Below are 25,867 nucleotides of genomic sequence, written 5' to 3'. Positions count from 1 at the left end.
CATCACCTACAAGATCCTGTTCAACGACGCGGTCGCCATGACCGGCGGCCAGCCGCATGACGGCCAGCTGACCCCGATGCAGATCAGCCTGCAGGTCTATGGCGAGGGCGTGCGCCGCATCGCCCTGGTCAGCGACGAACCGGACAAGTATCCGGTCGGCACCGAATGGGCGCCGGGCACCACCTTCCACCACCGTGACGACCTGGATGCCGTGCAGAAGGAACTGCGCGAGATTCCGGGTTGCACCGTGCTGATCTACGACCAGACCTGCGCCGCCGAAAAGCGCCGCCGCCGCAAGCGCGGCACCTTCCCCGATCCGGATCGCCGCGTGTTCATCAACGAGGCGGTCTGCGAGGGCTGCGGCGACTGCTCGGTGAAATCCAACTGCGTCTCGGTCGAACCGCAGGAAACCGAACTGGGCCGAAAGCGCAAGATCAACCAGTCGTCCTGCAACAAGGACTTCTCCTGTGTGAAGGGCTTCTGCCCCAGCTTCGTCACCGTGCATGGCGGCAAGGTGAAGCGCGCCAGGGTACAGGTGAAGAAAAATCCCGACGGCATTGCCGACGACCTGTTCGGCAATCTGAATACGCCGGAAATCGCGCCGCTCGACCAGCCCTACAATATCCTGATCACCGGCATCGGCGGCACCGGCGTGGTGACGATTGGCCAGATTCTCGGCATGGCCGCGCATCTGGAAGGCTATGGCACCAGCGTGCTCGACTTCACCGGACTGGCGCAGAAGAACGGTGCGGTGCTGAGCCATGTGCGCATCGCCAAAACGCCGGACGACATCCATGCCGTGCGCGTGGCGGCCGGCGGCGCCAATCTGGTGCTGGGCTGCGACATGGTGGTGGCCGCAGGAGACGCCGCGCTGGAAAAGATGCAGAAAGGCGTCACCCGCGCCCTGATCAACACGCATCTGACGCCGACCGCGGCTTTCCAGCTCAACCCCAACCTGGTGCTGGACGATAACCAGATGACGCAGGCGATCCGCAATGGTGCCGGCGACAACCTGTCGGAATTCGTCGAGGCCACCCGCATCGCCACGGCACTGATGGGCGATGCGATTGCCACCAACATGTTCATGCTCGGCTATGCCGTGCAGCGCGGCCTGATCCCGGTCTCGCTGGAGGCCCTGCTCAAGGCCATCGAGCTGAACGGCACGGCGATCGATGCCAATGTCAGGGCGCTGAACTGGGGCCGGCTCTATGCCCAGGACGCCAAGGTGGTGGACGACATCGCCCGTCCGACCGTGACGGCGATGGAGCCCAGGGCTTTTGCCAAGACCGTGGATGAACTGCTGGCCGACCGCATGCCGCGCCTCGTGGACTACCAGAACCAGGCTTACGCACAACGCTACAAGAGCCTGGTGGAAAAGGCCCGCACGGCCGAGCAGCAGAAGGCCAAAGGCATGACCGGCTTTGCCGAGGCGGTCGCGCGCTATGGCTACAAGCTGATGGCCTACAAGGATGAATACGAGGTGGCGCGGCTCTATACCGACGGCGGCTTCCTGCAGAAGCTGAATGCGCAGTTCGAGGGCGATTTCACGCTCTCGTTCCATCTCGCGCCGCCGCTGCTCAATCCGCCAGATCCGGAAACCGGTATCGCGCAGAAGAAGCAGTTCGGTCCGTGGATGTTCCGCGCCTTCGGCCTGCTGGCGAAACTGAAAGGCCTGCGCGGCACCAGGCTGGACGTCTTCGGCTACACCGAGGAGCGCAAGACCGAACGCCGGCTGATCGAAGACTATGTCACGCTGGTCGAGGAACTCTGCACGAAGCTGACACCCGATAATCACGCCCTGGCGGTGCAGCTGGCGAAAATCCCGGAAGATATCCGCGGCTACGGCCATGTGAAGGTGAAGCATCTGGCCGATGCCAAGGCCAAGGAAGCCAGGCTGCTCGCCAGCTTCCGCAGCCCGGCGCCATTGGCGACTGCTGCGGAGTAAAAGGAACTCGTGGATGCCCGGGCCAAGCCCGGGCATGACACGCTTTGTAATGACGTTCATTTCTATAATTGTCATGGCCGGGCTTGTCCCGGCCATCCACGTCTTACTTCCGCAACGGCATGCCGCGACGTTACGACCTGATTGGTAATTGCAGGGCGGCGCGTGTCGTGGCTTGATCGCGCCATGACGACACCAGAAACAATCCGTTTACAGCGCAGTGAAGGTACCAGCTTCGCGCTGCATCTCTATCCCGCTGCGGACCCCGCCGCGCCTGCCATCCTGATCCAGCCGGCGATGGGCGTGAAAGCGGGCTATTACGCACCGCTCGCCACGGCGCTCCGCGACGCCGGCCACAATGTCGCTGTCGCCGAACTGCGCGGCCATGAGGAAAGCGGCGGCCGCAAACCCGGTCGCGATTATGATTTCGGCTATCACGAGATGCTGACCGAGGACTGGCCGCAGGCGATTGCCGCCGTGAAGGCGCGCTTTCCCGGTGTGCCCTTCTATCTCTACGGTCATTCGCTCGGCGGCCAGGTCAGCGCGATCTATGCCGCGCATCATCCGGATCAGCTCGATGGCCTGATCCTGACGGCAGTGAGTTCGGTGCACTGGAAGCTGTGGCCGCTGCCCTTCTGGCCCTACAGCCAGGCGGCGGTGCTGACGGCGAAGCTGCTCGGCCATTTCCCCGGCGAGAAATTCCGCTTCGCCGGCCGCGAGGCGCGCAGCGTGATCGCCGACTGGGGAAGACAGGCGCGCACCGGGCGCTTCCATTTCGGCAACCCGCACAAGACCGATCACGATGCCGTGCTGGCGACCATGACCCTGCCGGTGCTGGCGATCTCGCTGCAGGGCGATTTCTTCGCGCCCAAACATGCGCTGAACGACATCGTGCGACGCTTTCCCAAGGCCGCGCTAAGCCGCCACCATCTCGATCCCAGGGCGCTGGGCTTCGAGGGCATCGACCATTTCCGCTGGGTGCGCAAACCGCAGGTGGTGCTGCCGGTCGTGCTGGACTGGCTGAAAAACCGCTGAGGCCTTGCGCTGACCGGCAGGATCGGCCAGAACCCGCAGATGCTGACGCTCAAGCCGCTCTACACGCCTTATCTGGAAAGCCTGTCCGCCAATCCGGCGGCGGTTCTGGCCGAGCATCCGAACCATGCCGAGATTGCGGAACTTGCCACCGAAGTTGCGACGGCGACGCTCGATCTCTATGCGCAGACCGGTGCCACCGAGCCCTGGCTGAGCTATTTCGCCCTGCGCGATGCCGACAATGCCCTGCTCGGCATCTGCAGCTTCAAGTCGCCGCCGGTGCAGGGCCTGGTCGAAATCGCCTATTTCACTTTCCCGGGCTACGAAGCCCAGGGTGTGGCGAGCGTGATGGCGCGCGAGCTGCTGAAGATCGCCTTCAACGAATATGAGATTCAGGCCGTGCTGGCGCATACCCTGCCGGAGGAGAGTGCTTCCACTGCGATCCTGCGCAAACGCGGCTTCACACTGATTGAAGCATTGGACGATCCCGACGACGGCACGATCTGGCGCTGGGCACTGGCGCGCCCGTGAGCCGAAGGATCAGCGCCCCTCGTAGCATTTCACCCGCGTGACTTCGCCACTGTCGGTCTCGGTGCTTTTCTCGCGGTAGATTTCCATGGTGCCGCGATTCTTCAGGCGGCATTCGCCGACCGGAAACCAGCTCGACTTCACCTGTACGATGATGAACTCGTTCGGCCCAAGCCGGTCGGGCGCGCAATAGCGATTCACTTCGCGCGGCTTGGCAATCACCGTGGAATTGACCCGGCCCTCGCGGCGGACGCCAATCGGCCAGTTGTATTCGGTAAGATTGGCGACCGTGACGCAGGCCTGCGCGTCGTCGGTGACCGGACGCTGCGGCTGCGCAGCCGCCACACCACAGAGCAGGAATGCGGCCAAGCCTGCGATACCGCTGGCAAGGCCGCTGCGCATGCTTACTCCGCCGCCGCTTCGTCGGCGCCGCGGCTGTCGGTCATGCCGAGCGCGTCCATATAAACCTGCAGCAGCGTCTCCTGCTCGTCCAGATCGGCCTTGTCCATCTTGCGCAGGCGGATCACCTGGCGAAGAATCTTCACATCGAAGCCATGCGCCTTGGCCTCGGCATAGACTTCCTTGATGTCGTCGGCCAGCGCCTTCTTCTCTTCTTCCAGACGCTCGATGCGGGCGACGAGCTGGTTGAGCTGATCGGTCGAGAAGTTGCCGGACTTGAGTTTGGCCATGGGATGCCTCTGCAAACTGTGAGCTGGGGTTGGCGCGGATTATAGCCAGCACGGCCGGCGCGCCTATGCCCGAAGCTCCCCTCGCCCGCACTTATCCACAGGAATGCGCCTGCTGTGGAAATCTAGTGTTTGTGGGATTTCTGCGCTTCTGCGAAGGCCTTCTGCTGTTCCGGCGAGGCTTCCTTCTGGTATTTCGCCTGCCACTCGGCATAGGGCATGCCGTAAATCGACTCGCGCGCCGCCATTTTATCGATCGCGATCCCCTTGCCTGCGGCAGCATCCTGATACCAGTTCGACAGGCAGTTGCGGCAGAAGCCGGCCAGGTTCATCAGGTCGATATTCTGCACATCAGTGCGCTCCCGCAGATGCTGTACCAGGCGGCGGAAAGCTGCAGCCTCGAGCTCGGTCTGCGTCTTGTCGTCGATTGTGTCGGCCATGTTTCTCTCCTACAGACTTAGTCTTGGGGAATATGGAAATTCACCGTCTCGGCGATCAGCCAGTCGACCACCGCCTTCAGCGCCGCGGCCTTGTCCATCCCAGCATGTAGGGCCTGGCGGTAAACATGCAACTGCCGCTGGGCGGATGTGCCACGGGCCAGGATGCCGCGCGCCCGGCCCACCTCGGCCAGGCAGCCGAACTGCACGGCTTCCTCATGCACCAGCTCCAGCAATTCCTCCAGCAGCGCGCCGTAGGGCACGGCCTGGCCCTTGCCGAAATCGACCAGCCGGCCTTCGACGCCGTACCGCTGGGCGAGCCAGCGATTCTCGTCGATCAGCGTGTTGGCATAAATGCGCCAGCGCTGGTTCTTCTGCTTCAACCGCAGGAGCGCCGCAAGCAGGCAGCGATACAGCGCGGCAACGCTGATACCGTCATCGACCCTTGTGCAGACATCGGTGATGCGCAACTCCAGCGTGGGGTAGCGCGCCGAGGGGCGGATGTCCCACCACAGCTTGGTGGCATCTTCGATCAGGCCGGCCTGCACCAGGCGATTCACCAGCCGCTGGTACTCGCCCCAGGTCTCCAGCCGCTCGGGCAGTCCGGTGCGCGGCAGGCTGTCGAACACCGAGAGGCGGTAGGAATGCAGGCCGCTTTCCTCACCCTGCCAGAAGGGCGAGGAGGTGCTGAGCGCCAGCAGATGCGGCAGGAAGTAGCTGACCTGGTTCATCAGGTCGATACGCAGGTCCTCGTCCTCGATGCCGACATGAACATGCAGGCCGCAGATGATCAGCCGCCGCGCCACGCCGGCCAGGTCCTTGGCCAGGCGATCGTAGCGCTCGCGGTCGGTATGCTTCTGCTCGCTCCATTTCGCAAAAGGATGTGTCGAGGCGGCAATCGGTGCCAGATCATGCTTGGCCGCCACATCGGCGATGGCCGAACGCAACCGCACCAGCTCGCCGCGCGCCTCGCTCATGTCACGACAGACTTTGGTGGCGATCTCGATCTGGCATTTGAGGAATTCGGGATTGATCTGGCCACCGGCCAGCGTCTCGCATTCCTCCAGCAGGGCGGCCGGTGGCTCGACCGCCAGCATGCCGCTGTCGCGTTCGACCAGCAGATGCTCTTCCTCGATGCCGATGGTGAAATCTTCGGCCAACTGCATTTCCCCCAAAAAAGCCAACTTACGCCGCGCTGCTCGCCGGCACCAGTATACCGGCCTCGACCAGCATGCGGCGGAAACAGCGTTCCAGCCGCTCCGCCCATTCGCTGATTCCGGCCTCGCTCGACACCAGGTCCTGCCGCACCTCGATCATCACATGATGCAGGCCGCGATTCTGGCCATGCTCGAAAATCGAATAGCCGGAATGGTCGCGGCCGCTGTAGGGCAGGTTGTCGCCCACCATCAGGTCGCCTTCATCCTGCAGGGCCTGCAGCAGCGGCTTGGCCAGGCGGCCGTCGCGGTCCCAGACCACGCCGATATGCCAGGGCCGCGCTTCGTCTTTCGCGCGCAGAGCCGGCGTGAAACTGTGGATCGAGAGCAGGGCCGGCTGCGCGCTGCGCTGGCGTGCCGCATCCAGCGTATCGGCGATGGCCGCGTGATAGGGCCGGAAATAGCGCGCCAGCCGGCGTTCGCGCTCGGCGTCATCGAGATCGCGATTGCCCGGCACCACCGTGCCGTCGCTGACTTCGCAGATCAGGGTGGGATCGTCGGGCCGCCGGTTGCAGTCGATCACCAGTCGCGACACGCCCGAGAGCACCGCCGGCGCATCCAGCGCATGCGCCAGCCGTTCGGCAATCGCCGCCGTGCCGGGGTCCCAGCCGATATGGCGCAACAGTTCGTCATCCGGCAGGCCGAGATTGCGCAGGGCCGGCGGCACGGCGCGGCTGGCATGGTCGCAGATCAGCACCGCGGGCGCGCGGCCCTGCGGGTTGAGCACGCGAAAACTTGGGGGTTCCGAGGGGGATTCGGTCATCAGCCGGCAGGTTCAGGTATGAAACGGCCGGCAGGCCGGGCCAGGATGGCGATCCGGGCGGAAATCGGGGTGGCAGGTTTGCATAACCAAGGCAGGCTGCACTAAGGTTGCGGCGACAATTTGTCCAATCATAGCCGAAACGAAGCCGTGCTGCACCATATCGCCATAGTCGGCAGCGGTCCCTCGGGGCTGTTCTGCGCCGATGCCCTGCTCCGCCAGCGTCCCGACCTTAAAATCGACGTGTTCGACCGCCTGCCGACGCCCTACGGGCTGGTGCGGTTCGGCGTCGCGCCCGACCACCAGGGCACCAAGGCGGTGACCCGGCAGTTCGACCGCCTGTTCGCCGGCGGCAATGTGCGCTTTCTCGGTCATGTGCAGGTCGGCCGCGACCTGCCGCTGGCCGACCTGCGCAATCATTACGATGCCGTGGTGCTGGCGCTCGGCGCCCATGCCGACCGGCCGCTGGGGATTCCCGGCGAGGCGCTGCCCGGCCGCTATGGCTCGATGGCCTTCGTCGGCTGGTATAACGGCCATCCCGATTTCCGCGATCTCGAACCCCTGCTGGACCGGCCGGGCGTTGCCGTGATCGGCATGGGCAATGTCGCCATCGACATCGTGCGCGTGCTGGGCAAGACCAAAGCCGAGATGGCGAGCAGCGACCTGACCGCCCATGCTGCCGGGATGATCACGACGGCGCCGTTCACCGATCTCTACATCCTCGGTCGCCGCGGCCCGGTGGAGGCCAGTTTCACCAGTGCCGAACTGGCCGAACTCGGCCGGCTGGAGCGCGTGCGGCCGGTGGTGAAGAAAAGCGATCTGCCCGACGCCCTGCCCGCCGGGCTGGACCCGAACGAGGCACGGGTGAAGGAAAAGAACCTCGCCATCCTGCACGACTTCGCCGCACGCGAGGACGACAAGCCGATCCGGCTGCATTTCCTGTTCAATGCCGTGCCTGAAGCCATCACCGGCAGCAGCCGCGTCGAAGGCCTGAAGATCAGGGGTGGTGCGACGCTGGATGTCGGCACCGTGATCAGCGCCATCGGCTATCGCACCGCTGCCGACGGCGATCTGCCGCAGAGCGATGCGCGCGGCGTGATCGCCAATACCGACGGCCGTATCGAGCCGGGCCTCTATGTGGTCGGCTGGGCCAAACGCGGGCCGTCAGGCACCATCCCGACCAATCGCGCCGAATCCAAGACCGTGGCCGACCTGCTGCTGGCCGATTACGCCACCGACACCACCCCGGCCAGGGAAGGCTCGGCGGCGCTGGATGCCTGGCTGAAGAGCCGCGGCGTGCCGGTGATGGACTGGGCCTGCTGGAAACGCATCGAGGCAGCGGAAACTGCCAGTGCGATGCCGGGCAGCCCGCGGGCCAAGCTGGCGGCCTGGGAAGAATTGCGCAAGCACAGGCAATCATGAAACCCTGGCAGCCATGAAACTCTACAACAACGACGGCTCACCTTTCGCTGCCCGTGTACGCATGCTGCTGCGCGCGAAAAGCGCGCAGATCGAACTGGTAAAGCCCTCTGCCGATTTCCGCAGCATCGCGCCGATCGGCAAGATTCCCGCGTTGCTGCTGGATGACGGTACGCTGCTGCCTGAATCGGAAGTGATCTGCGGCTATCTCGATGCCGTGCTGGGCGGGCCGTCGCTGTATCTCGACACACCGGAGGCGCGTGCCCGCGTCACCCTGATGGTACGGTTGTCTGACCTCTATCTGGCACCGCCGCTGCATGATTTCTTCGTGCTGCTGTTCACCGCCCCGGGCAATCGCGAGGCGATCGAGGCTCTGGCTCCGGCTTTCGCGCGCGGTCTGAAATTCCTCGATATCTACGTGGCGAAAGATGGCTGCGCCGCTGAAGCGCGCTTCAGCCAGGCCGATTGCGCGCTGAGCCCCATGCTGTTTTATGCCGATGAAGTCCTGCCCGGCCTGATCGGCCAGCCGCTGCTGGAAAAACGCCCGGCACTCGCTGCTTACTGGCAGCGCATCAAAGCACATCCGATTGCGGCGCCGGTGCTGGACGAAGTCCGTGCCAGCTGGCGTTCCTACCAGCAAAAGCTGCAGGCCACGCAGTGAGCGATGCGGCCGCCAGCCAGGCGACCCTGCCGGTCTGGCCGGTGCTGGCGGCAACGACGGGAACCCAGTCGATCACCACGCTGGCGGCACTGGCCCTCTCAGCCGTGGCGCCCAGGGCGGCGGCCGAACTGGGTACCGGGCCCGGCCTGGCCGGCTATCAGGTCAGTCTGGTTTATGCCGGCGCCGTCGTCACCTCGCTGATCGGCGGCGGCTTTGTCCGTCGTCTGGGCGCGGGCCGCGCCAGCCAGATGGCGCTGTGGCTGGCCGCATCCGGCTGCCTGATCTCGGCCTGGGGCTCCTTGCAGGCCCTGGTGCTGGGCGCCCTCGTCATCGGGCTGGGCTATGGCTGCACCAATCCGGCGGCCTCGCATCTGCTGTCGCGCACGCGCAGCGGCGCGCATATGAACCTGATCTTCTCGATCAAGCAGTGCGGCGTGCCGATCGGCGGCGTGCTGGCCGGTCTGCTGATCCCGCCGATCACGCTGGCGCTGGACTGGCAGGCGGGACTGGCCTTCTGCGCGCTGCTCGGCTTTGGCCTCAGCATCCTGTTGCAGCGGGCGCAGACGTCATGGGATGCCGACCGGCTGCCCGATGCGCCGCTGTTCCTGTCGCCGCTGGCGGGTCTCCGCGTGGTGTGGCGGCATCCGATTCTGCGCTGGCTCGCACTCTGCTCGTTTGCCTATTCCGCCGTGCAGCTCAGTCTGACTGGCCTGCTGGTCACCTATCTGGTCACCGAGGTCGGCCTGCATATGGTGCTGGCCGGCACGCTGCTGGCGCTGGCACAGACCGCCGGCGCCTTCGGCCGCCTCGCCTGGGGCTGGCTGGCTGACAGGATGAAGTCAGGGTCGAAAGTGCTGATCCTGAATGGCGCCGTGGCGATGCTCGCCGCCATTGTCACCTCTTTCATCGATGCCGCGTGGCCGCTCACACTGACCGGCGCCACGGTCATGCTGTTCGGCTTTTGCGCCATCGGCTGGAATGGCGTGTTCATGGCGGTGATTGCCCGTCAGGCACCGCCGCAAAGCATCGGGCTGGCCACCGGCGCCACGCTGAGCATCACTTTCGCCGGCGTGGTGATCGGCCCATCGGGCTTCGCCCTGATGCATGACGAGATCGGCCTGAGTTACGGCGGCGGCTATCTGTTGATGGCTTTCGTCACCCTGCTCGGCGCGCTGTGCATGGTGATCGCGCGGCGCGGGATTCCGGCGCGCTGACGCATTACATGTCGCCGATGCGGAAATTCAGCTCCAGCACCTTGGGATAACCTTCCGCATTGGGCGGCATGCGCATCGGCTGCGCCAGCCGCATCGCCCGCAGGAAGGTTTCCACGGCCGTGCGGAAGGCGATGGCATGCGGCCGGGGATCGTTGGCGATGCGGTCCCAGTTCTCCACCATCGCCCGCATGTCCCAGGGGTCGTTCTTGCCGAAGGGCGGCGCCAGCATGCCGTCGGGCAGCACGCGGTAGCGGCCGTAAATGCGGATATCGGCGAATTGCGGCGCATCGAAATCGATCACCCAGGCGCTCACCACCTGGCTGAGGAAGAAATCGCTTTCCGACTGCGTCATGGTCGGGCCGGTCTCGCCGGCCGCGCCCGGCGGTCCCGGCCGGCGGTTACCCGTATCCTGCGACGGCGCCGTGCGCTGGCGCTGCGCCGGCGGTGCCGTGGTGGTGGCCGGACCGGACTGGCCGAGCATCGGCGCCGGCTGCGCCCGCTCGCTGGCCTGCGGACGCGCCCGCTGCCCGGCGCTCGGTGGCGCCTGGGACGGCGCCTGGGTCACCGGCGCCTGCTGCAGCTGCGGGATGCTGGGTGGCGGCACCGGAGGGGCGGGGTCCTCCACCGTCCTGGCCTGGGCGGGCGGCGGGGGGGGCGGCGCGACGGATGGCGTGGGCGGCACTGCCGGGGCCGGTTTCGCCGCCTCGGGCAGCACGAATTCGGCCAGGATCGGCGGCGGCTCGGGCTGGATTCGCCAGGTCCAGGGCTCGATCAGCAGCAGCAGCGCCGCCAGGCCATGCAGCAGCAGCGACAGCACAACCGCGACCCAGAGGCGGCGATTATCCCAATCTTGCGCGCGATATTCCAAAAAGGTGGCCATGACAAAGACTTAGCGCTGACGCAGCGGCAGGCCAAGGCTTTTGCCCGGGCTGAATGGCTCGGCTATAACCGATTGTCCGACAAACTATAAGGTAGCGGAGAGAAACGTGTCCGATCCAGTCGCTTATGCCGTCCGCGACGGCATTGCCGTCCTCACCATCGAAAACCCGCCCGTGAACGCTCTGAGCCAGGGCGTGCGCGCCGGGATCATTGCCGGGCTGGACAAGGCCGATGCCGATCCGGCGGTCAACGCCGCCGTGATCATCGGCGGCGGCCGCACCTTCATCGCCGGCGCCGATATCAAGGAATTCGGCAAGACGCCGCTGCAGCCCTATCTGCCCGATGTGCTCAAGCGTATCGAAGCGATGACCAAGCCGGTGGTGGCGGCGCTGCACGGCACTGCTTTGGGCGGCGGTTTTGAAGTGGCGCTGACCTGCCACTGGCGCGTGGCGCTGGAAAGCGGCCAGGTCGGCCTGCCGGAAGTGAAGCTTGGCCTGCTGCCGGGCTCGGGCGGCACGCAGCGCCTGCCGCGCCTGGTCGGACCGAAAGTGGCGCTCGACATGATCGTATCGGGCAATCCGATCCCGGCGAAGAAGGCGGCCGAACTTGGCGCCATTGACGAAATCGTGACCGGCGACCTGTTGGAGGGTGCGCTCGCCTACGCCAAAACGGTAGTGGCCGAACAGCGCCCGCTGCGGCTGGTGCGCGACATGAACGACAAGGTCAGCAATGTCGATCCGGCAGTATTCGCCGATTATCGCAAGAGCATCGAACGCAAGGCCAGGGGCTTCCTCGGCCCGTGGCGCTGCATCGATGCGGTGGAAGCGGCCACCAGGCTGCCGATCGACGAAGGCCTGGCCAAGGAACGCGAATACTTCTTCGAATGCATGGCCAGCCCGCAACGCGCCGCGCAGATTCATGCCTTCTTCGCCGAACGCGAAGCCGCCAAAATCCCCGACCTGCCCGAGGAGGCGAAGCCCAAGCCGATCAAGTCGGCCGCCGTGCTTGGCGCCGGCACCATGGGCGGCGGCATCGCCATGAACTTCGCCAATGCGGGTATTCCGGTGAAGCTGCTGGATGTCTCACAGGAATCGCTGAGCCGCGGCCTTGGCGTGATCGAAAAGAACTACGCCACGTCCGTGGCGCGCGGCAGCATGAAGCAGGAGGCGATGGATCGGGCGATGAAGCTGATCTCCGGCACCCAGCGCTTCGAGGATATCGGCGATGCCGATATCGTGGTGGAGGCCGTGTTCGAGGAGATGGGCGTCAAGAAGGAGGTGTTCGGCAAGCTCGACAAGGTAATGAAGCCGGGTGCGGTGCTGGCCACCAACACCTCGACGCTCGACATCGACGAGATCGCCGCCTCCACCAAGCGGCCGCAGGATGTGATAGGCACGCATTTCTTCAGCCCGGCGAATGTGATGAAGCTGCTGGAGAACGTGCGCGGCGCGAAGTCTTCACCCGAGACCATCGCCACCGTGATGGCGCTGGGCAAACAGCTGAAGAAGGTGGCGGTGCTGGCCGGCAATTGTGACGGCTTCATCGGCAATCGCATGCTGCATGGGTACTTACGCGAGGCGAATTTCCTGCTCGAAGAAGGCTGCAGCCCTGAGCAGATCGACCGCGCGCTGGAAGACTTCGGCCTCGCCATGGGGCCGTTCAGGATGAGCGACCTGGCCGGCCTGGATGTCGGCTGGCGCATCCGCAAGGGCAAGGCGCATCTGCGCCCCAAGGACGAGCGCTATTCCAGGGTCGCCGACCAGCTTTGCGAACTGGGTCGCTTCGGCCAGAAGACCGGCGCGGGTTTCTACAAATACGAAGGCCGCGATGCGGTGCCCGATCCGGTGGTCAAGGACATCATCCTGGCCGCATCCAGAGAGCAAGGCATTGAACGGCGGGAGATTTCCGACGAGGAAATTGTCCAGCGCTGCATGTATCCGCTGGCCAACGAGGGCGCCAAGATCCTGGAGGAAGGCATCGCCATCCGGTCCGGCGATATCGACATCACCTACCTTTTCGGCTATGGCTTCCCCGTTTATCGGGGCGGGCCGATGTTCTGGGCCGAACAGATCGGCCTCGACAAGGTGCTCGCCACGATCCGCGGCTTCCACAAGATCCACGGCAAGTTCTGGGAACCGGCCAAGCTGCTGGTCGAACGGGCCGAGGCCGGCAAGGGGTGGAGCAGCCGCTAAAGGCCTGAACTCCTTTTCAGAGGGTGCGTTAGAGTACGATGTCCGAACCCGCTGCCGTTTCCATTCCGGGCGCCGCTGATCCCATCGGCGCCCGGCGCACGTTTGCCATCATCGCGCATCCCGATGCCGGCAAAACGACCCTGACCGAAAAGCTGCTGCTGTTCGGCGGCGCCATCCATCTGGCCGGCGCCGTGAAGGCCCGCGGCGAAAGCCGGCGCGCCCGCTCCGACTTCCTGAAAATCGAGCAGCAGCGCGGCATTTCGGTCTCCACCTCGGTGATGAATTTCGAATACAAGGGCTGGACCTTCAACCTGCTCGACACGCCGGGCCATGAAGACTTCAGCGAGGATACCTACCGCACGCTGACGGCGGTGGATTCCGCCGTGATGGTGCTCGATGCCGCCAAGGGTATCGAAACCCAGACGCGCAAGCTGTTCGAAGTCTGCCGCCTGCGCGATGTGCCGATCGCCACTTTCGTCAACAAGATCGACCGCGAGTCGCTCGACCCCTTCGCGTTGCTGGATGAGGTGGCTTCCACGCTGGCGCTGGAATGCGTGCCGGCGAACTGGCCGGTCGGCATGGGCTACGATTTCAAGGGCTGCTACGACCTGTTCGGCAAGCGCCTGTTGCTGGTCGGCAAGGAAAACAAGAACCTGGAACCGGAAGTCATCATCCTGGACAAGGGTCTGGACGATCCGCGCGCCGCCGAGATGATCCCGGCTGCGCAGCTCGCCAAACTGCAGGAAGACATCGCGCTGATCGAAGGCGCCTGCCCGCCCTTCGATGTGGAAGCCTATCGCCAGGGCCATATGACGCCGGTCTATTTCGGTTCGGCGCTGAAGAATTTCGGCGTTGACGAGTTGCTGAAGGGCCTGGGCGAATTCGCCCCGCCGCCGCGGCCGCAGCCGAGCGACAAGCGCATGATCCAGCCGACCGAGAAGGCCGTCACCGGTTTCGTGTTCAAGGTCCAGGCCAATATGGACAAGAACCACCGCGACCGCGTCGCCTTCCTGCGGCTGTGCTCGGGCCATTTCAAGCGCGGCATGAAGCTCAAGCAGGTCAGCACCGGCAAGCCGATCACGGTGAGCAATCCGACGCTGTTCTTCGCGCAGGACCGTTCGCTGGCCGACGAAGCCTGGCCGGGTGATATCATCGGCATTCCCAATCACGGCGTGCTGCGGGTCGGCGACACGCTGACCGAAAGCGAAGATCTGCGTTTCACCGGCATTCCGAATTTCGCGCCGGAAATCCTGCGCCGCGTGCGGCTCTCCGACCCGATGAAGGCCAAGCATCTGCAGCGCGCGCTGGAAGACCTGGCCGAGGAAGGCGTCACCCAGGTATTCCGGCCCCGGATCGGCGCCGACTGGATCGTCGGTCTGGTCGGTCCGCTGCAGCTCGACGTGCTGTCGGCCCGGCTGGCCGAGGAATACAATCTCGAGGTCGGTTTCGAGCAGGCGCCCTACGAAACCGCCCGCTGGGTCGATGCCGAAGACAAGCGCGACCTGGACCTGTTTGTGGAGCAAAACCGCGGCACCATCGCCAACGACCGCGAGGGCAGCCCGGTCTTCATGGCCCGCAATACCTGGGAACTCTCCTATATCGAGAAGAAATGGGATAAGATCCGGTTCCATGCCACACGGGAACGTCATTAACCGTCTCGACCGCCCCTCTCTGCCGAGGCGCCGCCTGCTCTGCCTGCTGGCGGCCGGCAGCCTGCTGTCCCTGTCTGTCTTGCCGCAGTCGGCGCGGACGCAGGAAAAGGAAAAGAAGAAAAAAAGCGATACCCCGATCGAGAAGCCGCCGATCAACACCTCGCTGCTGGTGGTGGATGCGGTGACGGCACCACTGAACGGCCCGCCGGGCTCCAAGGTGATCCTGACACTCAACATCGATTGCGGTACGGTGGAGAATGCGCGCAAGGTCGACGAGCTGATGCCGCGCGTCTACAACGCGGTGATCTTCGAGCTGAATCGCGATCCGCTCGGCAAGGACGGCCGGCTCTATGACAACGATATCGAGGCTCTGAAGCGGCGGCTGGTCTACCAGATCAACCGCAATCTGCAGGGCCCGCAGGTGGTCGGCGTCTATATCCGCTCATTGCAGGAAGTGCCGCTGCGGCCGCCCCCGCGCTCCTGAACAGGGCGATTGTAATTCTCTAGTCGTCGCGGGCGAACAGGATCGACTTGGCGCGCATGTCGTCGATGCTGCCCATCAGATCATCGATCTTGGCTTCCAGCAGATCCGCCGCCTGGCGCGCCAGGCTGAGCTCCTCTTCCACCGCCTGCAGCATGGCCTGCCGCGCGGCGCCGATGATGGCGCCATTGGGCTGGGCCGGGAAGCTGACGCATTTGGAAACGAAGCGCCGCACCGCCGACGCGGACGGCAGCGTGCCGAGCACCAGCTGGGCCGGCAGCGCCACCACCAGCCAGCCGGCCTCGCCGGCAATCACGGCGAAATCGCCATGGCGGAAACCGGGATGCGGCGCCGCGCCCGGAGCGGCACCGGGCAGCGCGAGGGAGGCGGCCTCCCAGCCGAAGGCGAGAAATTCCTGCTCGGCCGCCACCCGCGCATCGTGCAAGGAGGCGTCATTCGGCGTCCGGTCGGTCGGCAATTCGCTATCGGTCACGCTTCGCTCCTCACGGCCTGGCCTCCAGGGCTGCCGCATTGGCGCGTAAATTCGCCGGCGACAGCGTGCCCACCACGATACTGCAAACGCCCGGCAGAGTCGCGGCCGCCCGTAAAGCCGCAGCCAGATCGGCGGCATGGCCGCTGGCCAGCGCCTTCTTGACCAGCACACCCCTGCCCTCCCGGCCGGCGCGCGCGATCAGCGGCGCCTCGTCCGTATAATCTGGATTATATGCCGCCATCAGGATATCGACGAGCGGCAGCATGCGCTCGCCACCGGCCGCCGTCTTGCCGGAAAATCCCGTCGCCCGGATCAGGCCTTGCTGCTTCAGCAGCGCCAGCATTTCGGCGGCCGGGAGGAAGCGGTCGCCGGTTTCGTCGATGCCATCGGAATGCAGCAGCACGGCATCCAGATACTCGGTGCGCAGCAGGCGCAGGCTGTTTTCCACCGAGGCGCGGATCGCAGGGGCCGAGAAATCGAACCGTGAAACGCCGTTCTGGAAAGACTCTCCGGCCTTGGTGGCGATCACCCAGTCCTCACGTTTGCCGGGACGAAGCTGCCCCAGCCGCTGCTCGCTCAGGCCATAGGCCGGTGCCGTATCGAGCAGATTGATGCCGAGGTCGCGCGCCGTTTCCAGCAGCGTCACCACCGCCCCATCATCAGGCAGATCGAAACCCTGCGGATATTTCACGCCCGCATTGCGGCCGAGCTTCACCGTGCCGAGCCCGAGCAGGCTGACGGAAATGCCGGTCGATCCGAGCGGCCTCATGTCCATGCCAGAGTCTCCCAGGGCGCCGGCGCAACGGCTGGCGCGGCCCAGTCGGGCCAGACAGGCTGTGTGCTGCCACGGGGCGGCGGCAGATCGGCAAGAACCAGGTCGGCCAGTTGCGGCGCCAGCGCCAGCTTGGTCGGCCAGGCCAGCGTGATCAGACCCGCGCGTTTCAGCACCGGACCCTCCGGCTTGCGACCGTCTTCCGTCGCCCCCTCGGCGCGGTCGACGCGGTAGCCGGCAAAGCGGCTGCGGCTGAAATCCAGTTTCGGCAGCAGGGTGGCGAATTCCTGGCGAGCGGCGGCGATCAGACCGGCCTCGCTCTGGCCCACACCGTTCTCGGCCAGCAGGCCGCCGACATACCAGACCAGCGAGCCGTCGCTGCGTTTATGCGTGGTGATGGTGACGCGCGGCTTGTCGCTGGTATCGAAGCAATGCGCCCAGAGCGGTGCCGGAGCCTGCTCCACCAGCAGCATCTGCAGCGGCCGGCGCTGCGCCGCCTGCAGCGGCAGACCGAGTTGGGGCAGCAAAATCTCGTTACCGGCACCGGCCGTGGAAACCAGCCGGCCGGCCGTGATGCAGCGGCCATCTTCCAGCTGCAGCACGACATGACCGGCCTGCGGCACGACCGTTGCCCGGCCGTGTTTGATGCAGCCCTTGCCCAGCTCGGCCAGCGCTGCCAGCAGCATGGGCACATCCAGCACGCATTCATCCAGCGCATAGACAGCGCCGACATGATCAGGGTCCTGCAGCGCCAGTGGCCAGTCCTTTTGCGCCAGCGCCTCGACCCGTCCGCGTACCAGCTTGCTGCCAAAGAATCCGGCGATGCGGCTGGTCAGCGTGCGTCGCGCCCAGAAAAGATGATTCTCTGCCGCCAGCTTCGCCCCGCGCAGGTCGATCTCGCCGCTCCCATTGAGACAGGCGCGCCAGCGCGTCGGCATATCGGCCAAGGCGGCGCTGTCGGCATTCAGCCTGAGGTCGATGGCATATTTCAGTCCGCCATGGATGATGCCCTGCGAGGCGAGCGTCTGTCCCGCGCCGAGCGCATCGTTCTCGATCAGCAGTGCGGCATAGCCCGCCGCCTTCAGGCGTGCCAGCAGCCAGAGGCCGGCAATGCCGCCGCCGAGGATCGCGACGTCGACATCGGGCTCGGTCATCGCGAACTCAGCTCTGCAGCTTCTTGATGGTCGCCGTGGTGCTCTGTCCGGCGACATGGCGCGCGACCTGCACCTCGCCGCCATAGGCGCGCACGATATCGGCGCCCACCACCTGGTCGATCGTATAATCGCCGCCCTTGACCAGCAGATCGGGCCTGAGCAGTTCGAGCAGCGGGATCGGCGTATCCTCGGCGAACACGATGACCAGATCGACCAGGGTCAGCGCGGCCAGCAGCTGGGCGCGGTGGCGCTCATCCTGCACCGGACGGCTGTCGCCCTTCAGCTTCTTCACCGAGGCATCCGCGTTGATCGCGACGATCAGGCGGTCGCATTGCGCGCGCACATCCGAGAGCAGGGCCAGATGACCGGGATGCAGCAGGTCGAACACGCCGTTGGTGAAACCGATGCGCTCGCCGCGGCTGCGCCACAGCGCGACACGCTCGGCGGCCAGCTGCGGCGTGACGATCTTGGCCTCGATGCCATGCGGGTCTGGCATGTGCAGAGCGAGACGCAATTCCTCGGGATGCACCACGGCGGTGCCGATCTTGCCGACGACAATACCGGCAGCCAGGTTGGCCAGCCGGGCGGCCTGCGGCAGCGGGCGGCCGACGGCCAGGGCGGCGGCAATCGTCGCCACCACGGTGTCGCCGGCGCCGGAGACATCGAACACCTCGCGCGCTTCGGCGGCGAGGTGCAGCGGGGCCTCCTGCCCCTGAACCAGCGTCATGCCGGCGGCGCCGCGCGTCACCAGCACATTGGCGATGCCGGCGTCATTGACCAGCTTGCGCGCGGCAGCCACCGCGCTGTCGTCGTCGCTGCAGCTCTCGCCGGTGGCCAAAGCAGCCTCGGCGCGGTTCGGCGTCACCAGCGTGGCGCCCTTGTAGCGGCGATAATCGCTACCCTTGGGATCGACCAGCACCGGCTTGCCGGCCCTGGCGGCTGCCTTGATGAGTTTTGCCAGCACGCGGTCGCTGACGGCGCCCTTGGCATAATCCGACAGCACCAGCACGGCATTGTCGGCGAGCGCCTCAAGCGCCGCCTTGATCAGCGCATCGACGGCGGCATCCGACGGCTGCGCCCGGCTTTCGCGGTCGACACGCAGCAGCTGCTGCCGGCTGCCGATGAAGCGCGTCTTCTCGATGGTATGCCAGGTTTCGTCGACTACCAGATGGGCCTCGATGCCCGGCTCCAGCGCCAGCACCTCGTTGAGCTGGTCGGCCGCCACATCGTCGCCCGCCAGGCCGAACAGGGCGACCCTGGCGCCGAGGGCGGCGAGATTGCGCGCCACATTGCCGGCGCCACCGGGCATGACGATTTCGCGCTCGATCTGCATCACCGGGATCGGCGCCTCGGGCGAAATGCGTTCCACCCCGCCATAGACGAAGCGGTCGAGCATCACATCGCCCACCACCAGCACGCGGGCGGCGGCAAAATCGGCGGGATCGGCGGCGAAATCGGACATGACTTTTCGATACACCGGCGAGGGGGCAAATGCCAGTCCCGACACGAAATCTCAGGTCTGCAGCAGGCGCCGCCCGGCCCCTTCCAGCACCAGGGCGGTGAGCCGGCCGGTGGTATAGGCGCCGGTATCGACGCCGATCCGGTTGGGCCGCCATTCCACCTCGTGGACGATGGTATGGCCATGCACCACGATCATGCCGTGGTCGACTTCCGAATCGAGGAATACATCGCGAATCCAGATCATCTGCTCGCGGCTCTGGCGGTCCAGCGGCAGGCCCGGCTTGATCCCGGCATGGACGAAGAGATAGTCGCCGAACTGCACCTGCAGCGGCAGGCCGAGCAGGAACTGCTTGTGATGTCGTGGCAGGACACCGAGCAGGGCACGCTGGGTCAGCAGCAGTTCATCGAATGAGCCGGGAATTTTGACCTTGTAGCTGCGCAGCGTGGCATCGCCGCCATTGGCGAGCCACAGCGAGGCGCCATAGGGCGCATCGAGGAATTCCAGCAGCATGGCCTCGTGATTGCCGAGCAGTGTGACGACTTCCACCCGGGTCGCATCGGTACTGGGGAAACGCGGCCGCGTCAGCCGTTCGATCACGCCATGCGATTCAGCCCCGCGGTCGATATAGTCACCCAGATAGACGATGGCGCATTGTGCCGGCGCCGTCGCGAGATCGGCTTCGATCTTGGCATGCAGCTGGTCGAGCAGATCGGCGCGGCCATGGATGTCGCCGATGGCGTAGACGCGGAGCCCGGGCGGCAGACTGGCTTCACCGATCAGCATGGGCCGATCAGCATGGGGCGCTTATTGCGGCGAACGCTTGGCAAGGATGCGCTGCAGGGTGCGGCGATGCATCTTCAGCCGGCGCGCCGTCTCCGACACATTACGGTCGCAGAGTTCGAAAACACGCTGGATATGTTCCCAGCGCACGCGTTCAGCCGACATCGGCTCGTCCGGCGGCGCCGGATGCGCAGCATTGCCGACGCGCAGCGCACGATCGACGTCATCGGCATCGGCCGGCTTGGGCAGATAATCGGCGGCACCGGCCTTCACGGCGGCCACGGCGGTGGCGATATTGCCATAGCCGGTGAGCATCACGACGCGCGCATCCTGGCGCACCTGGCGGATGGCCGTGACGACATCAAGGCCGTTGCCGTCACCCAGCTTGAGATCGACCACGGCATAGGCCGGCGGCTTGGCCCGCGCCATCTGAATGCCGATCGCCACCGACTCTGCGGTCTGCACCACATAGCCGCGCTTTTCCATTGCGCGCGCCAGGCGCAGGCGCAGCGGTTCATCGTCATCGACGATCAGCAGGGTCATATCGGTCATGACGGCAGAATGTACCGTAGCGGGGCTTTGGCGCAACCCTCGCGCGGTTCGGCGGCTATTTTGCCGTCAGGTCGCGCGGCCAGCTGACCGAAACCTGGGTCCCGCCGCCGTGCCGGTTGGCGAAGGCCACGGAGGCCCCGCTGCGACGCAACAGGTTCATTGCGATAAAGACGCCCAATCCCATGCCACCGCTGTCGGGCCGGCTGGTCACATAGGGTTCGCCCAGCGCCGACAGAATATCGACATTCAGGCCCGGACCGTCGTCGAGAATACGCAGGCGGATGAATTTATCATCCCAGTCGACCTCGATATCGACGCTGGTGCGGGCGAATTCCATGGCATTCTGCAGCAGGTTCCCCAGGCCATGGAGGATTTCAGGCCGGCGCGGCAGCAGCGGCGGCGTACCGGTGCCGATCAGGCGAACGGCGAAAGCAATGTCTTCGCGGCGCCAGGGCTGCGCCACCATCTCCATCATGTTGGCAATGCCAAGGTCGGAAAAGGCTTCCGGATCCGAGGTGGCCGAGGGGCGGCGCGACAGGCGGGCGAGAATATCGCGACAGCGTTCGACCTGGCTCTGCAGCAGCGCCACATCTTCCGCCAGCGGATGGTCGGCCGGCAGTTCGCGCCCGATCTCCTTCACCACCACGGCAATGGTGCCCAGCGGCGAGCCCAGTTCATGCGCCGCCGCCGCCGCAAGTCCGCCAAGTGCCGAAACCTGCTGCTCACGGGCCAGCGCCATCTGCGTGGCGGCCAGTGCATCCGACATGCGGCGGGCTTCCTCCGCCACCTGCCAGGCATAGGCCGCGATGAACAGCGTGCCGAGCACCAGCGCGGTCAGGTTGCCCCATTGCAGCAGCGGCGGCTGCAGCACTTCGGCGGGATCGCCCCATGGCAGCGGGAAATGATAGATCGTGATCGCCGTGGTCAGCGCAAAGGCCAGCAGGCCGAGCACCACGGTGGAGCGCAGCGTCAGGATGGTGGCCGAAACGGTGACCGGCACCAGGATCAGCACGGTGAAGGGATTGTCGATGCCGCCGGTGAGGAACAGCAGGATGCAGAGCTGGATCTGGTCGAAAGCCAGATAGAAGGCCGCGCCCTTCTCGCTCAGGCGTTTCGCCGTCGGGTAGACGACGAACAGCACGATGTTGAGCAGCGCCGAAACGCCGACGACGGCCAGTGCCGGCAGCAGGGGCAGCCGGAAATTCAGGCCGAAATGCACAAACAGAATGGCCAGCAACTGACCGATGATGGCGATCCAGCGCAGCAGCACCAGGGTCTGCAGGCGCACGCGGCCGGCCGGATCGTCGGCGGCACTCAGATGCGGACCGAGACGGTCGCGCAGACGATCGAGCAATGCGGCCATTACCGCAGGACTTTCTTCATCGCATATCTTCGTGCCAGTTGCGGCCGTCGCGTTCGATCAGGCCGATGGCGGCCGAAGGCCCCCAGCTGCCAGCGGTATAGAGTTTCGGTCGATCCGCCTGCGCCTGCCAGGCGGCCAAGATCGGCTCGATCCAGCGCCAGGCGGCGTCGACCTCGTCGCTGCGCATGAACAGCATGGGATTGCCGCGCACCACATCCATCAGCAGACGCTCATAGGCATCGGGCTGCCGGCCATGGAAGGTTTCGGCGAAACTCAGGTTGAGCGGCGCGGTGCGCAGGCGCATGCCGCCCGGTCCCGGCACCTTGCTCATCATATGCAACGAGATACCTTCATCCGGTTGCAGGCGGATCACCAGGCGGTTCGGCACCACGTCGCGCACTGCGCCCGGGAAGATCAGATGCGGCACTGGACGGAACTGCACCACGATTTCAGACCGCCGCACCGGCAGGCGTTTTCCGGTGCGCAGGTAAAACGGCACGCCGGCCCAGCGCCAGGTCTCGACCTCCGCCTTCACCACCACGAAGGTTTCCGTGGTGCTGTCGTCGCGTTCGATCTCCTCGGTATAGGCCGGCACGGCATGGCCATCCACCGCACCGGCGCCATACTGGCCGCGCACGGTCTTCTCGCCGATGTTGCCGTCCGCCAGCGGACGCAGTGCCTCCAGCACCTTCAGTTTTTCGTCGCGCACCGCATCGGCAGCAAAGGCATTCGGCGGTTCCATTGCCACCAGACACAGCAGCTGCAGCAGATGATTCTGGATCATGTCGCGCAGGGCGCCGGCATGGTCGTAATAGCCGGCACGGCCTTCGACGCCGATCTTCTCGGCCACCGTGACCTGCACATGATCGACCACGCCGCGATGCCAGACCGGTTCGAACAGGGCATTGGCAAAGCGCAGCGCCATCAGGTTTTGCACCGTCTCCTTGCCGAGATAGTGGTCGATGCGGAAAACACGGTCTTCGCTGAAAGCCGCCGCCACCGCACCGTTGACGGCGCGGGCCGATGCCAGGTCGTGACCGATGGGCTTTTCCAGCACTACGCGGGCCTGCGGCCGGTTCAGACCGGCAGCGGCGAGCTGGGTGCAGACCGGGCCGAAGAAACGCGGCGCCATGGCCAGATAGAAAACCACGACGCGGTCGGCGGGGCCATCCAGCGCGCGGGCCAGCGCGGCATAATCGCCGGGCGTCTCGGCGTCGAGACTGAGATAGCGGAAACGGGCGAGAAAACGGTCGACGGACTTTTCGTTGTAATCGCCGGCATCGAGGTGTCGATCGAGCGCGGCGCGGGCCAGAATGCGGAACTCCTCATCCGGCATGTGGCCGCGCGCCACCGCGAACAGCCGGGCGTCGTCATTGAGCTGGCCGGCGACATCGCGGTGATACAGAGCCGGCACCAGCTTGCGCAGCGAAAGGTCGCCGGTGGCGCCGAAGATGACGAGATCGAAGGAGAAGCTGCCGCTTGGATTGGTCATGGCATCACCGTGGCAAACTCCGTGCGGCTAATCAATCACCCTCAGTCGTCGATGAAATGCGGTTCGGGCCGTTCATGCAACGCTTCGTAATGCACCAGAACGGGCTCGGCTCCCAGCCGCTGCGGCCGGCCGGCCCGGAAGGCCCATTCGCCACGATCGCAATTTTCGGCCCGGACATAGCCATTGATATAGAGGCGCCGATCGGCTGCCGTGGTGTTGATGCCCGAGCCATGCACCAGGTAGGGCGACCAGAGCGCCAGATCGCCGGGCGCCAGTTCCAGGTCCACCGCCGCGGCCGGATCGAGGCCAGCGGCCATCAGGGCCGCATCCTGCATCGACTGCTGCAGGATCGGACCATCGCCGCCCAGGCCGAGATCGCCCAGCCAATGGCTGCCAGGGATCACCTTCATGGCGCCACTGGCCCGCGTATGCGGATCGATGGCGATGCCGGTCTGCACATAGGATCCGGCAAGATCGCGGAAGGCGGTGGCAGGCCGGCGGAAGCGACTGTCCTGATGATAGGCGAATTCCACCCGGGCCGCGCCCGGCGGCTTCCAGTGCATCTGGTTGATGATCTGCTTCAGGCTGTCGCCGATCAGCGGCTGCAGCACGGCGGCGAAGCGCAGGTCCAGGCGGACGCGGTCGAGCGCCGCATCGCGCCAGGACGGCCATTGCACCATGCGCAGGATGCGGCCCAGATGCGGGTCGTCGCCCAGCCGGAACAGCAGGTTGCCATGCCGGAAGCTGCGCCCGAGTGCCAGGCCGGCGGCCTGCAGGCGGTCGAAAGCTCCGGCCATGACGACCACTTCGGCCGGAGAAAACAGTCCACGGACGATCGCATAGCCGTCCCGGGCATAGGCCGTGCGCAGGACTTCAGGCTCCGGCAGCCGGACTTCCCAGTTGTGGTCAAGCTCCGGTTGGTCGGCTGAACGGGCGGCGGAAAACGCGGACATCTGTGGATAACTCCGATTCGGCCTCGAAGACTTAAGGGCTTAGCACGGCTGTTTCCAGAGATTCTTGTGGATAATGGAAGAGTCCGATTGACCGAACCCCGATTTTGGCGCCTTTACTCCATTTAGCGGCCAAAGCCAATATGGGGGCTAGATATGGTGTGGACTGACGAGAAAGTTAAACTCCTGGTGCAATACTGGGAATCCGGCCAGTCGATCACGCAGATCGGCAAGCAGCTGGGCATGACCCGCAACGCCGTGGTCGGCAAGGCGCACCGGATCGGTCTTGCCAAGCGGGCCTCACCGATCATGCGCAGCGAAAAGCCGGCCCAGCCGCGCCCGGCCACCAGCCATGGCGGTGGCGGATCCAGCGGCGGGGGCGGACATACGGCTGCAGCGCCCGCCCCTGCCCGAGCCCCCGTGCAGGTGCGCGAAGACGCAGCCACCCCGGCCGGCCATCACAGCCCGGCTTCCCAGGCCCAGCTGACCGCAGCCATGCTGGCGGCGCTGACGCCATCGACCGGCCCGCGCTGCAAGTGGCCGATCGGCGACCCCAAGAGCGCCGAATTCGATTTCTGCAGTCATGTGGCACTACCGGGTAAACCCTACTGCGCGTCGCATTGCGCAGCGGCCTACACGAACTGGAACCCGGAGAGCGCCGTCGAGGCGGTCAAGGCGATCAACGCCGCCTGAACCATCCCGAAGGTCCGGTTTCCGCAAAAAGCCCGGCAGGTTTCCCTGCCGGGCTTTTTCGTTGCGGCATGCGCAAAAGTTTATGACGCGGCCTTCATCATCTGGGCTTCTGCCACACAGTTGACCATCCAGGGCGTGCCGAACTGATCGGTCACAGTGCCGAAAGCCGCGGCCCAGAAGGTCTTCTGCAGCGGGCTGGTGATGGCGCCACCGTTAGACAACGCGGCGAAAATCCGCTCGGCCTCCGGCACGCTGGTGACATTCAGCGTCACCGACATGCCCTGCATCTTCTCGGACATGTTGGGCGGATAATCGGATGCCATCAGCGACACATTTCCGAGTTCCATGCAGGCATGCATGATCAGGTTCTCGGCGCCGGTCATGTCCGGCGCGCAGCCGCCTTCAGGCGGCGCTTCGCCTGCCGGCATCGGCGGCGCTTCGCTATATTTCATCATCGCGACGATCCTGCCGCCGAGATGCTTTTCGTAATAGCGGAACGCCGCTTCGCATTGGCCGTTGAACATCAGATAGGGATTGATCTGCACGATACGCTCCTTCTGTGGGGATGATCCGACCGGCTTCGGCCAACATGGCGTAATAAAAGGCGCCAGCATTTGACATCTCGCCATCGACGCGATATATAACCAATAGGTTATATGCATGTCAAGCAATGCACAGAGAAGGAAGACTGCGATGAGTTATGTGGACGGTTTCCTGTTGCCGGTGCCGAAGAAGAATCTGGCGGCCTACAAGAAGATGGCCGCCAAGGCCGGCAAGATCTGGCGCGAGCATGGTGCGCTGGATTATCGCGAATGCGCCGGCGACGACCTCAAGACCGCCTTCGGCCTGCCCTATCCCAAGCTGATGAAGCTGAAGAAAGGCGAAGTGCCGGTATTTTCCTGGATCATGTTCAAGTCGCGCAAGCATCGCGACACGGTCAATGCCAAAGTGATGAAGGACCCGCGCATCCAGGCAATGTGCCCCGACCCGAAGCAGATGCCTTTCGACGTGAAGCGCATGTGCTACGGCGGCTTCAAGACGCTGGTAAAGGCATAAGTT

Annotated in this window: 27 protein-coding genes; 11 read left to right on the top strand and 16 right to left on the bottom strand. The window is 65.2% G+C overall.

Annotated elements, in window-relative coordinates; genetic code table 11:
• From OJJ21_RS17485 to OJJ21_RS17475, 3 genes are all read left to right on the top strand, one after another.
• Nucleotides 1-1,945, top strand: a 1,945-nt coding sequence (locus OJJ21_RS17485; protein WP_297688182.1) for an indolepyruvate ferredoxin oxidoreductase family protein, incomplete at its 5' end; no start/stop codon positions are given.
• 183 nt (nucleotides 1,946-2,128) lie between these two features.
• Nucleotides 2,129-2,977, top strand: coding sequence for an alpha/beta fold hydrolase (locus OJJ21_RS17480; protein WP_297688181.1), 849 nt, complete (start codon nucleotides 2,129-2,131; stop codon nucleotides 2,975-2,977).
• A gap of 39 nt (nucleotides 2,978-3,016) precedes the next feature.
• Nucleotides 3,017-3,505 (top strand): GNAT family N-acetyltransferase, encoded by a 489-nt coding sequence (locus OJJ21_RS17475; protein ID WP_297688179.1) that lies wholly within the window; start codon nucleotides 3,017-3,019, stop codon nucleotides 3,503-3,505.
• A 9-nt stretch (nucleotides 3,506-3,514) separates the two neighbouring features.
• Here the strand turns inward: OJJ21_RS17475 and OJJ21_RS17470 are convergent, their stop codons facing one another.
• From OJJ21_RS17470 to OJJ21_RS17450, 5 genes are all read right to left on the bottom strand, one after another.
• Nucleotides 3,515-3,904 carry a hypothetical protein gene (locus tag OJJ21_RS17470; protein WP_297688177.1) on the bottom strand — a complete coding sequence of 130 codons (390 nt, stop codon included), beginning with the start codon at nucleotides 3,902-3,904 and terminating at the stop codon, nucleotides 3,515-3,517.
• Nucleotides 3,905-3,906: 2 nt separating this feature from the next.
• On the bottom strand, nucleotides 3,907-4,191 hold the full coding sequence (locus tag OJJ21_RS17465) for a DUF2312 domain-containing protein (protein WP_297688175.1): 285 nt from the start codon (nucleotides 4,189-4,191) through the stop codon (nucleotides 3,907-3,909).
• 122 nt (nucleotides 4,192-4,313) lie between these two features.
• Complete coding sequence (locus OJJ21_RS17460; RefSeq protein WP_297688173.1) at nucleotides 4,314-4,628, bottom strand: DUF1244 domain-containing protein; 315 nt, start codon at nucleotides 4,626-4,628, stop codon at nucleotides 4,314-4,316.
• A 17-nt stretch (nucleotides 4,629-4,645) separates the two neighbouring features.
• Entirely contained in the window at nucleotides 4,646-5,785 is a 1,140-nt protein-coding gene (locus tag OJJ21_RS17455) for a carboxylate-amine ligase (protein ID WP_297688171.1), read from the bottom strand.
• 25 nt (nucleotides 5,786-5,810) lie between these two features.
• Nucleotides 5,811-6,602, bottom strand: coding sequence for an N-formylglutamate amidohydrolase (locus OJJ21_RS17450; protein WP_297688169.1), 792 nt, complete (start codon nucleotides 6,600-6,602; stop codon nucleotides 5,811-5,813).
• A 120-nt stretch (nucleotides 6,603-6,722) separates the two neighbouring features.
• Between OJJ21_RS17450 and OJJ21_RS17445 the strand changes: the two genes are divergently transcribed.
• Genes OJJ21_RS17445 through OJJ21_RS17435 form a run of 3 tightly spaced genes read left to right on the top strand, consistent with a single transcriptional unit; the run spans nucleotide 6,723 to nucleotide 9,893 of the window.
• Nucleotides 6,723-8,021 carry an NAD(P)-binding protein gene (locus OJJ21_RS17445; RefSeq protein WP_297688167.1) on the top strand — a complete coding sequence of 433 codons (1,299 nt, stop codon included), beginning with the start codon at nucleotides 6,723-6,725 and terminating at the stop codon, nucleotides 8,019-8,021.
• 13 nt (nucleotides 8,022-8,034) lie between these two features.
• Nucleotides 8,035-8,679 (top strand): glutathione S-transferase family protein, encoded by a 645-nt coding sequence (locus tag OJJ21_RS17440; protein WP_297688165.1) that lies wholly within the window; start codon nucleotides 8,035-8,037, stop codon nucleotides 8,677-8,679.
• Nucleotides 8,676-9,893: an MFS transporter gene (locus OJJ21_RS17435; RefSeq protein WP_297688163.1), complete on the top strand. Its 1,218-nt coding sequence runs from the start codon at nucleotides 8,676-8,678 to the stop codon at nucleotides 9,891-9,893. The genes OJJ21_RS17440 and OJJ21_RS17435 overlap by 4 nt, the downstream gene beginning before the upstream one ends.
• Nucleotides 9,894-9,897: 4 nt before the next feature.
• Here the strand turns inward: OJJ21_RS17435 and OJJ21_RS17430 are convergent, their stop codons facing one another.
• Nucleotides 9,898-10,773 (bottom strand): hypothetical protein, encoded by an 876-nt coding sequence (locus OJJ21_RS17430; protein WP_297688161.1) that lies wholly within the window; start codon nucleotides 10,771-10,773, stop codon nucleotides 9,898-9,900.
• 106 nt (nucleotides 10,774-10,879) lie between these two features.
• Here OJJ21_RS17430 and OJJ21_RS17425 point away from each other — a divergent pair, with 106 nt between their 5' ends.
• Genes OJJ21_RS17425 through OJJ21_RS17415 form a run of 3 tightly spaced genes read left to right on the top strand, consistent with a single transcriptional unit; the run spans nucleotide 10,880 to nucleotide 15,100 of the window.
• Nucleotides 10,880-12,964 (top strand): 3-hydroxyacyl-CoA dehydrogenase NAD-binding domain-containing protein, encoded by a 2,085-nt coding sequence (locus OJJ21_RS17425; RefSeq protein WP_297688159.1) that lies wholly within the window; start codon nucleotides 10,880-10,882, stop codon nucleotides 12,962-12,964.
• 38 nt (nucleotides 12,965-13,002) lie between these two features.
• On the top strand, nucleotides 13,003-14,616 hold the full coding sequence (locus OJJ21_RS17420) for a peptide chain release factor 3 (RefSeq protein ID WP_297688157.1): 1,614 nt from the start codon (nucleotides 13,003-13,005) through the stop codon (nucleotides 14,614-14,616).
• A complete protein-coding gene (locus OJJ21_RS17415) occupies nucleotides 14,594-15,100 on the top strand; it encodes a hypothetical protein (RefSeq protein ID WP_297688155.1) in 507 nt (168 codons plus the stop codon). Before OJJ21_RS17420 ends, OJJ21_RS17415 begins: the two co-directional genes overlap by 23 nt.
• 19 nt (nucleotides 15,101-15,119) lie before the next feature.
• On the opposite strand, the gene OJJ21_RS17410 is transcribed toward OJJ21_RS17415, so the two are convergent.
• Genes OJJ21_RS17410 through OJJ21_RS17370 form a run of 9 tightly spaced genes read right to left on the bottom strand, consistent with a single transcriptional unit; the run spans nucleotide 15,120 to nucleotide 24,118 of the window.
• A complete protein-coding gene (locus OJJ21_RS17410; RefSeq protein ID WP_297688153.1) occupies nucleotides 15,120-15,590 on the bottom strand; it encodes a hypothetical protein in 471 nt (156 codons plus the stop codon).
• Between the two features lie 10 nt (nucleotides 15,591-15,600).
• Nucleotides 15,601-16,365, bottom strand: coding sequence for an aldo/keto reductase (locus tag OJJ21_RS17405; RefSeq protein ID WP_297688151.1), 765 nt, complete (start codon nucleotides 16,363-16,365; stop codon nucleotides 15,601-15,603).
• Nucleotides 16,356-17,516 (bottom strand): FAD-dependent oxidoreductase, encoded by a 1,161-nt coding sequence (locus tag OJJ21_RS17400; protein ID WP_297688149.1) that lies wholly within the window; start codon nucleotides 17,514-17,516, stop codon nucleotides 16,356-16,358. Before OJJ21_RS17400 ends, OJJ21_RS17405 begins: the two co-directional genes overlap by 10 nt.
• Nucleotides 17,517-17,523: 7 nt before the next feature.
• Nucleotides 17,524-18,978, bottom strand: coding sequence for a bifunctional D-glycero-beta-D-manno-heptose-7-phosphate kinase/D-glycero-beta-D-manno-heptose 1-phosphate adenylyltransferase HldE (hldE, locus tag OJJ21_RS17395; RefSeq protein ID WP_297688147.1), 1,455 nt, complete (start codon nucleotides 18,976-18,978; stop codon nucleotides 17,524-17,526).
• A 51-nt stretch (nucleotides 18,979-19,029) separates the two neighbouring features.
• Complete coding sequence (locus OJJ21_RS17390) at nucleotides 19,030-19,761, bottom strand: metallophosphoesterase family protein (protein WP_297688145.1); 732 nt, start codon at nucleotides 19,759-19,761, stop codon at nucleotides 19,030-19,032.
• A 21-nt stretch (nucleotides 19,762-19,782) separates the two neighbouring features.
• Nucleotides 19,783-20,310: an ActR/PrrA/RegA family redox response regulator transcription factor gene (locus OJJ21_RS17385; RefSeq protein ID WP_297688144.1), complete on the bottom strand. Its 528-nt coding sequence runs from the start codon at nucleotides 20,308-20,310 to the stop codon at nucleotides 19,783-19,785.
• A 55-nt stretch (nucleotides 20,311-20,365) separates the two neighbouring features.
• Nucleotides 20,366-21,673 (bottom strand): ActS/PrrB/RegB family redox-sensitive histidine kinase, encoded by a 1,308-nt coding sequence (locus tag OJJ21_RS17380; RefSeq protein ID WP_297688142.1) that lies wholly within the window; start codon nucleotides 21,671-21,673, stop codon nucleotides 20,366-20,368.
• A 16-nt stretch (nucleotides 21,674-21,689) separates the two neighbouring features.
• Entirely contained in the window at nucleotides 21,690-23,165 is a 1,476-nt protein-coding gene (zwf, locus tag OJJ21_RS17375) for a glucose-6-phosphate dehydrogenase (RefSeq protein ID WP_297688140.1), read from the bottom strand.
• Between the two features lie 41 nt (nucleotides 23,166-23,206).
• The gene (locus tag OJJ21_RS17370; protein ID WP_297688138.1) at nucleotides 23,207-24,118 is read right to left on the bottom strand and encodes a phytanoyl-CoA dioxygenase family protein; all 912 of its coding nucleotides are present in this window, start codon (nucleotides 24,116-24,118) and stop codon (nucleotides 23,207-23,209) included.
• Nucleotides 24,119-24,271: 153 nt separating this feature from the next.
• Between OJJ21_RS17370 and OJJ21_RS17365 the strand changes: the two genes are divergently transcribed.
• Nucleotides 24,272-24,808 carry a GcrA family cell cycle regulator gene (locus tag OJJ21_RS17365; RefSeq protein ID WP_297688136.1) on the top strand — a complete coding sequence of 179 codons (537 nt, stop codon included), beginning with the start codon at nucleotides 24,272-24,274 and terminating at the stop codon, nucleotides 24,806-24,808.
• A gap of 80 nt (nucleotides 24,809-24,888) precedes the next feature.
• Here the strand turns inward: OJJ21_RS17365 and OJJ21_RS17360 are convergent, their stop codons facing one another.
• Entirely contained in the window at nucleotides 24,889-25,353 is a 465-nt protein-coding gene (locus OJJ21_RS17360) for a VOC family protein (protein ID WP_297688134.1), read from the bottom strand.
• Nucleotides 25,354-25,501: 148 nt separating this feature from the next.
• Between OJJ21_RS17360 and OJJ21_RS17355 the strand changes: the two genes are divergently transcribed.
• Nucleotides 25,502-25,864, top strand: coding sequence for a DUF1428 domain-containing protein (locus OJJ21_RS17355; protein ID WP_297688133.1), 363 nt, complete (start codon nucleotides 25,502-25,504; stop codon nucleotides 25,862-25,864).
• Nucleotides 25,865-25,867 lie beyond the last annotated feature (3 nt).

The sequence above is a fragment of the Ferrovibrio sp. genome, assembly GCF_025869515.1.
Classification (GTDB): domain Bacteria; phylum Pseudomonadota; class Alphaproteobacteria; order Ferrovibrionales; family Ferrovibrionaceae; genus Ferrovibrio.
This window is presented reverse-complemented; position numbering and strand designations above follow the sequence as displayed.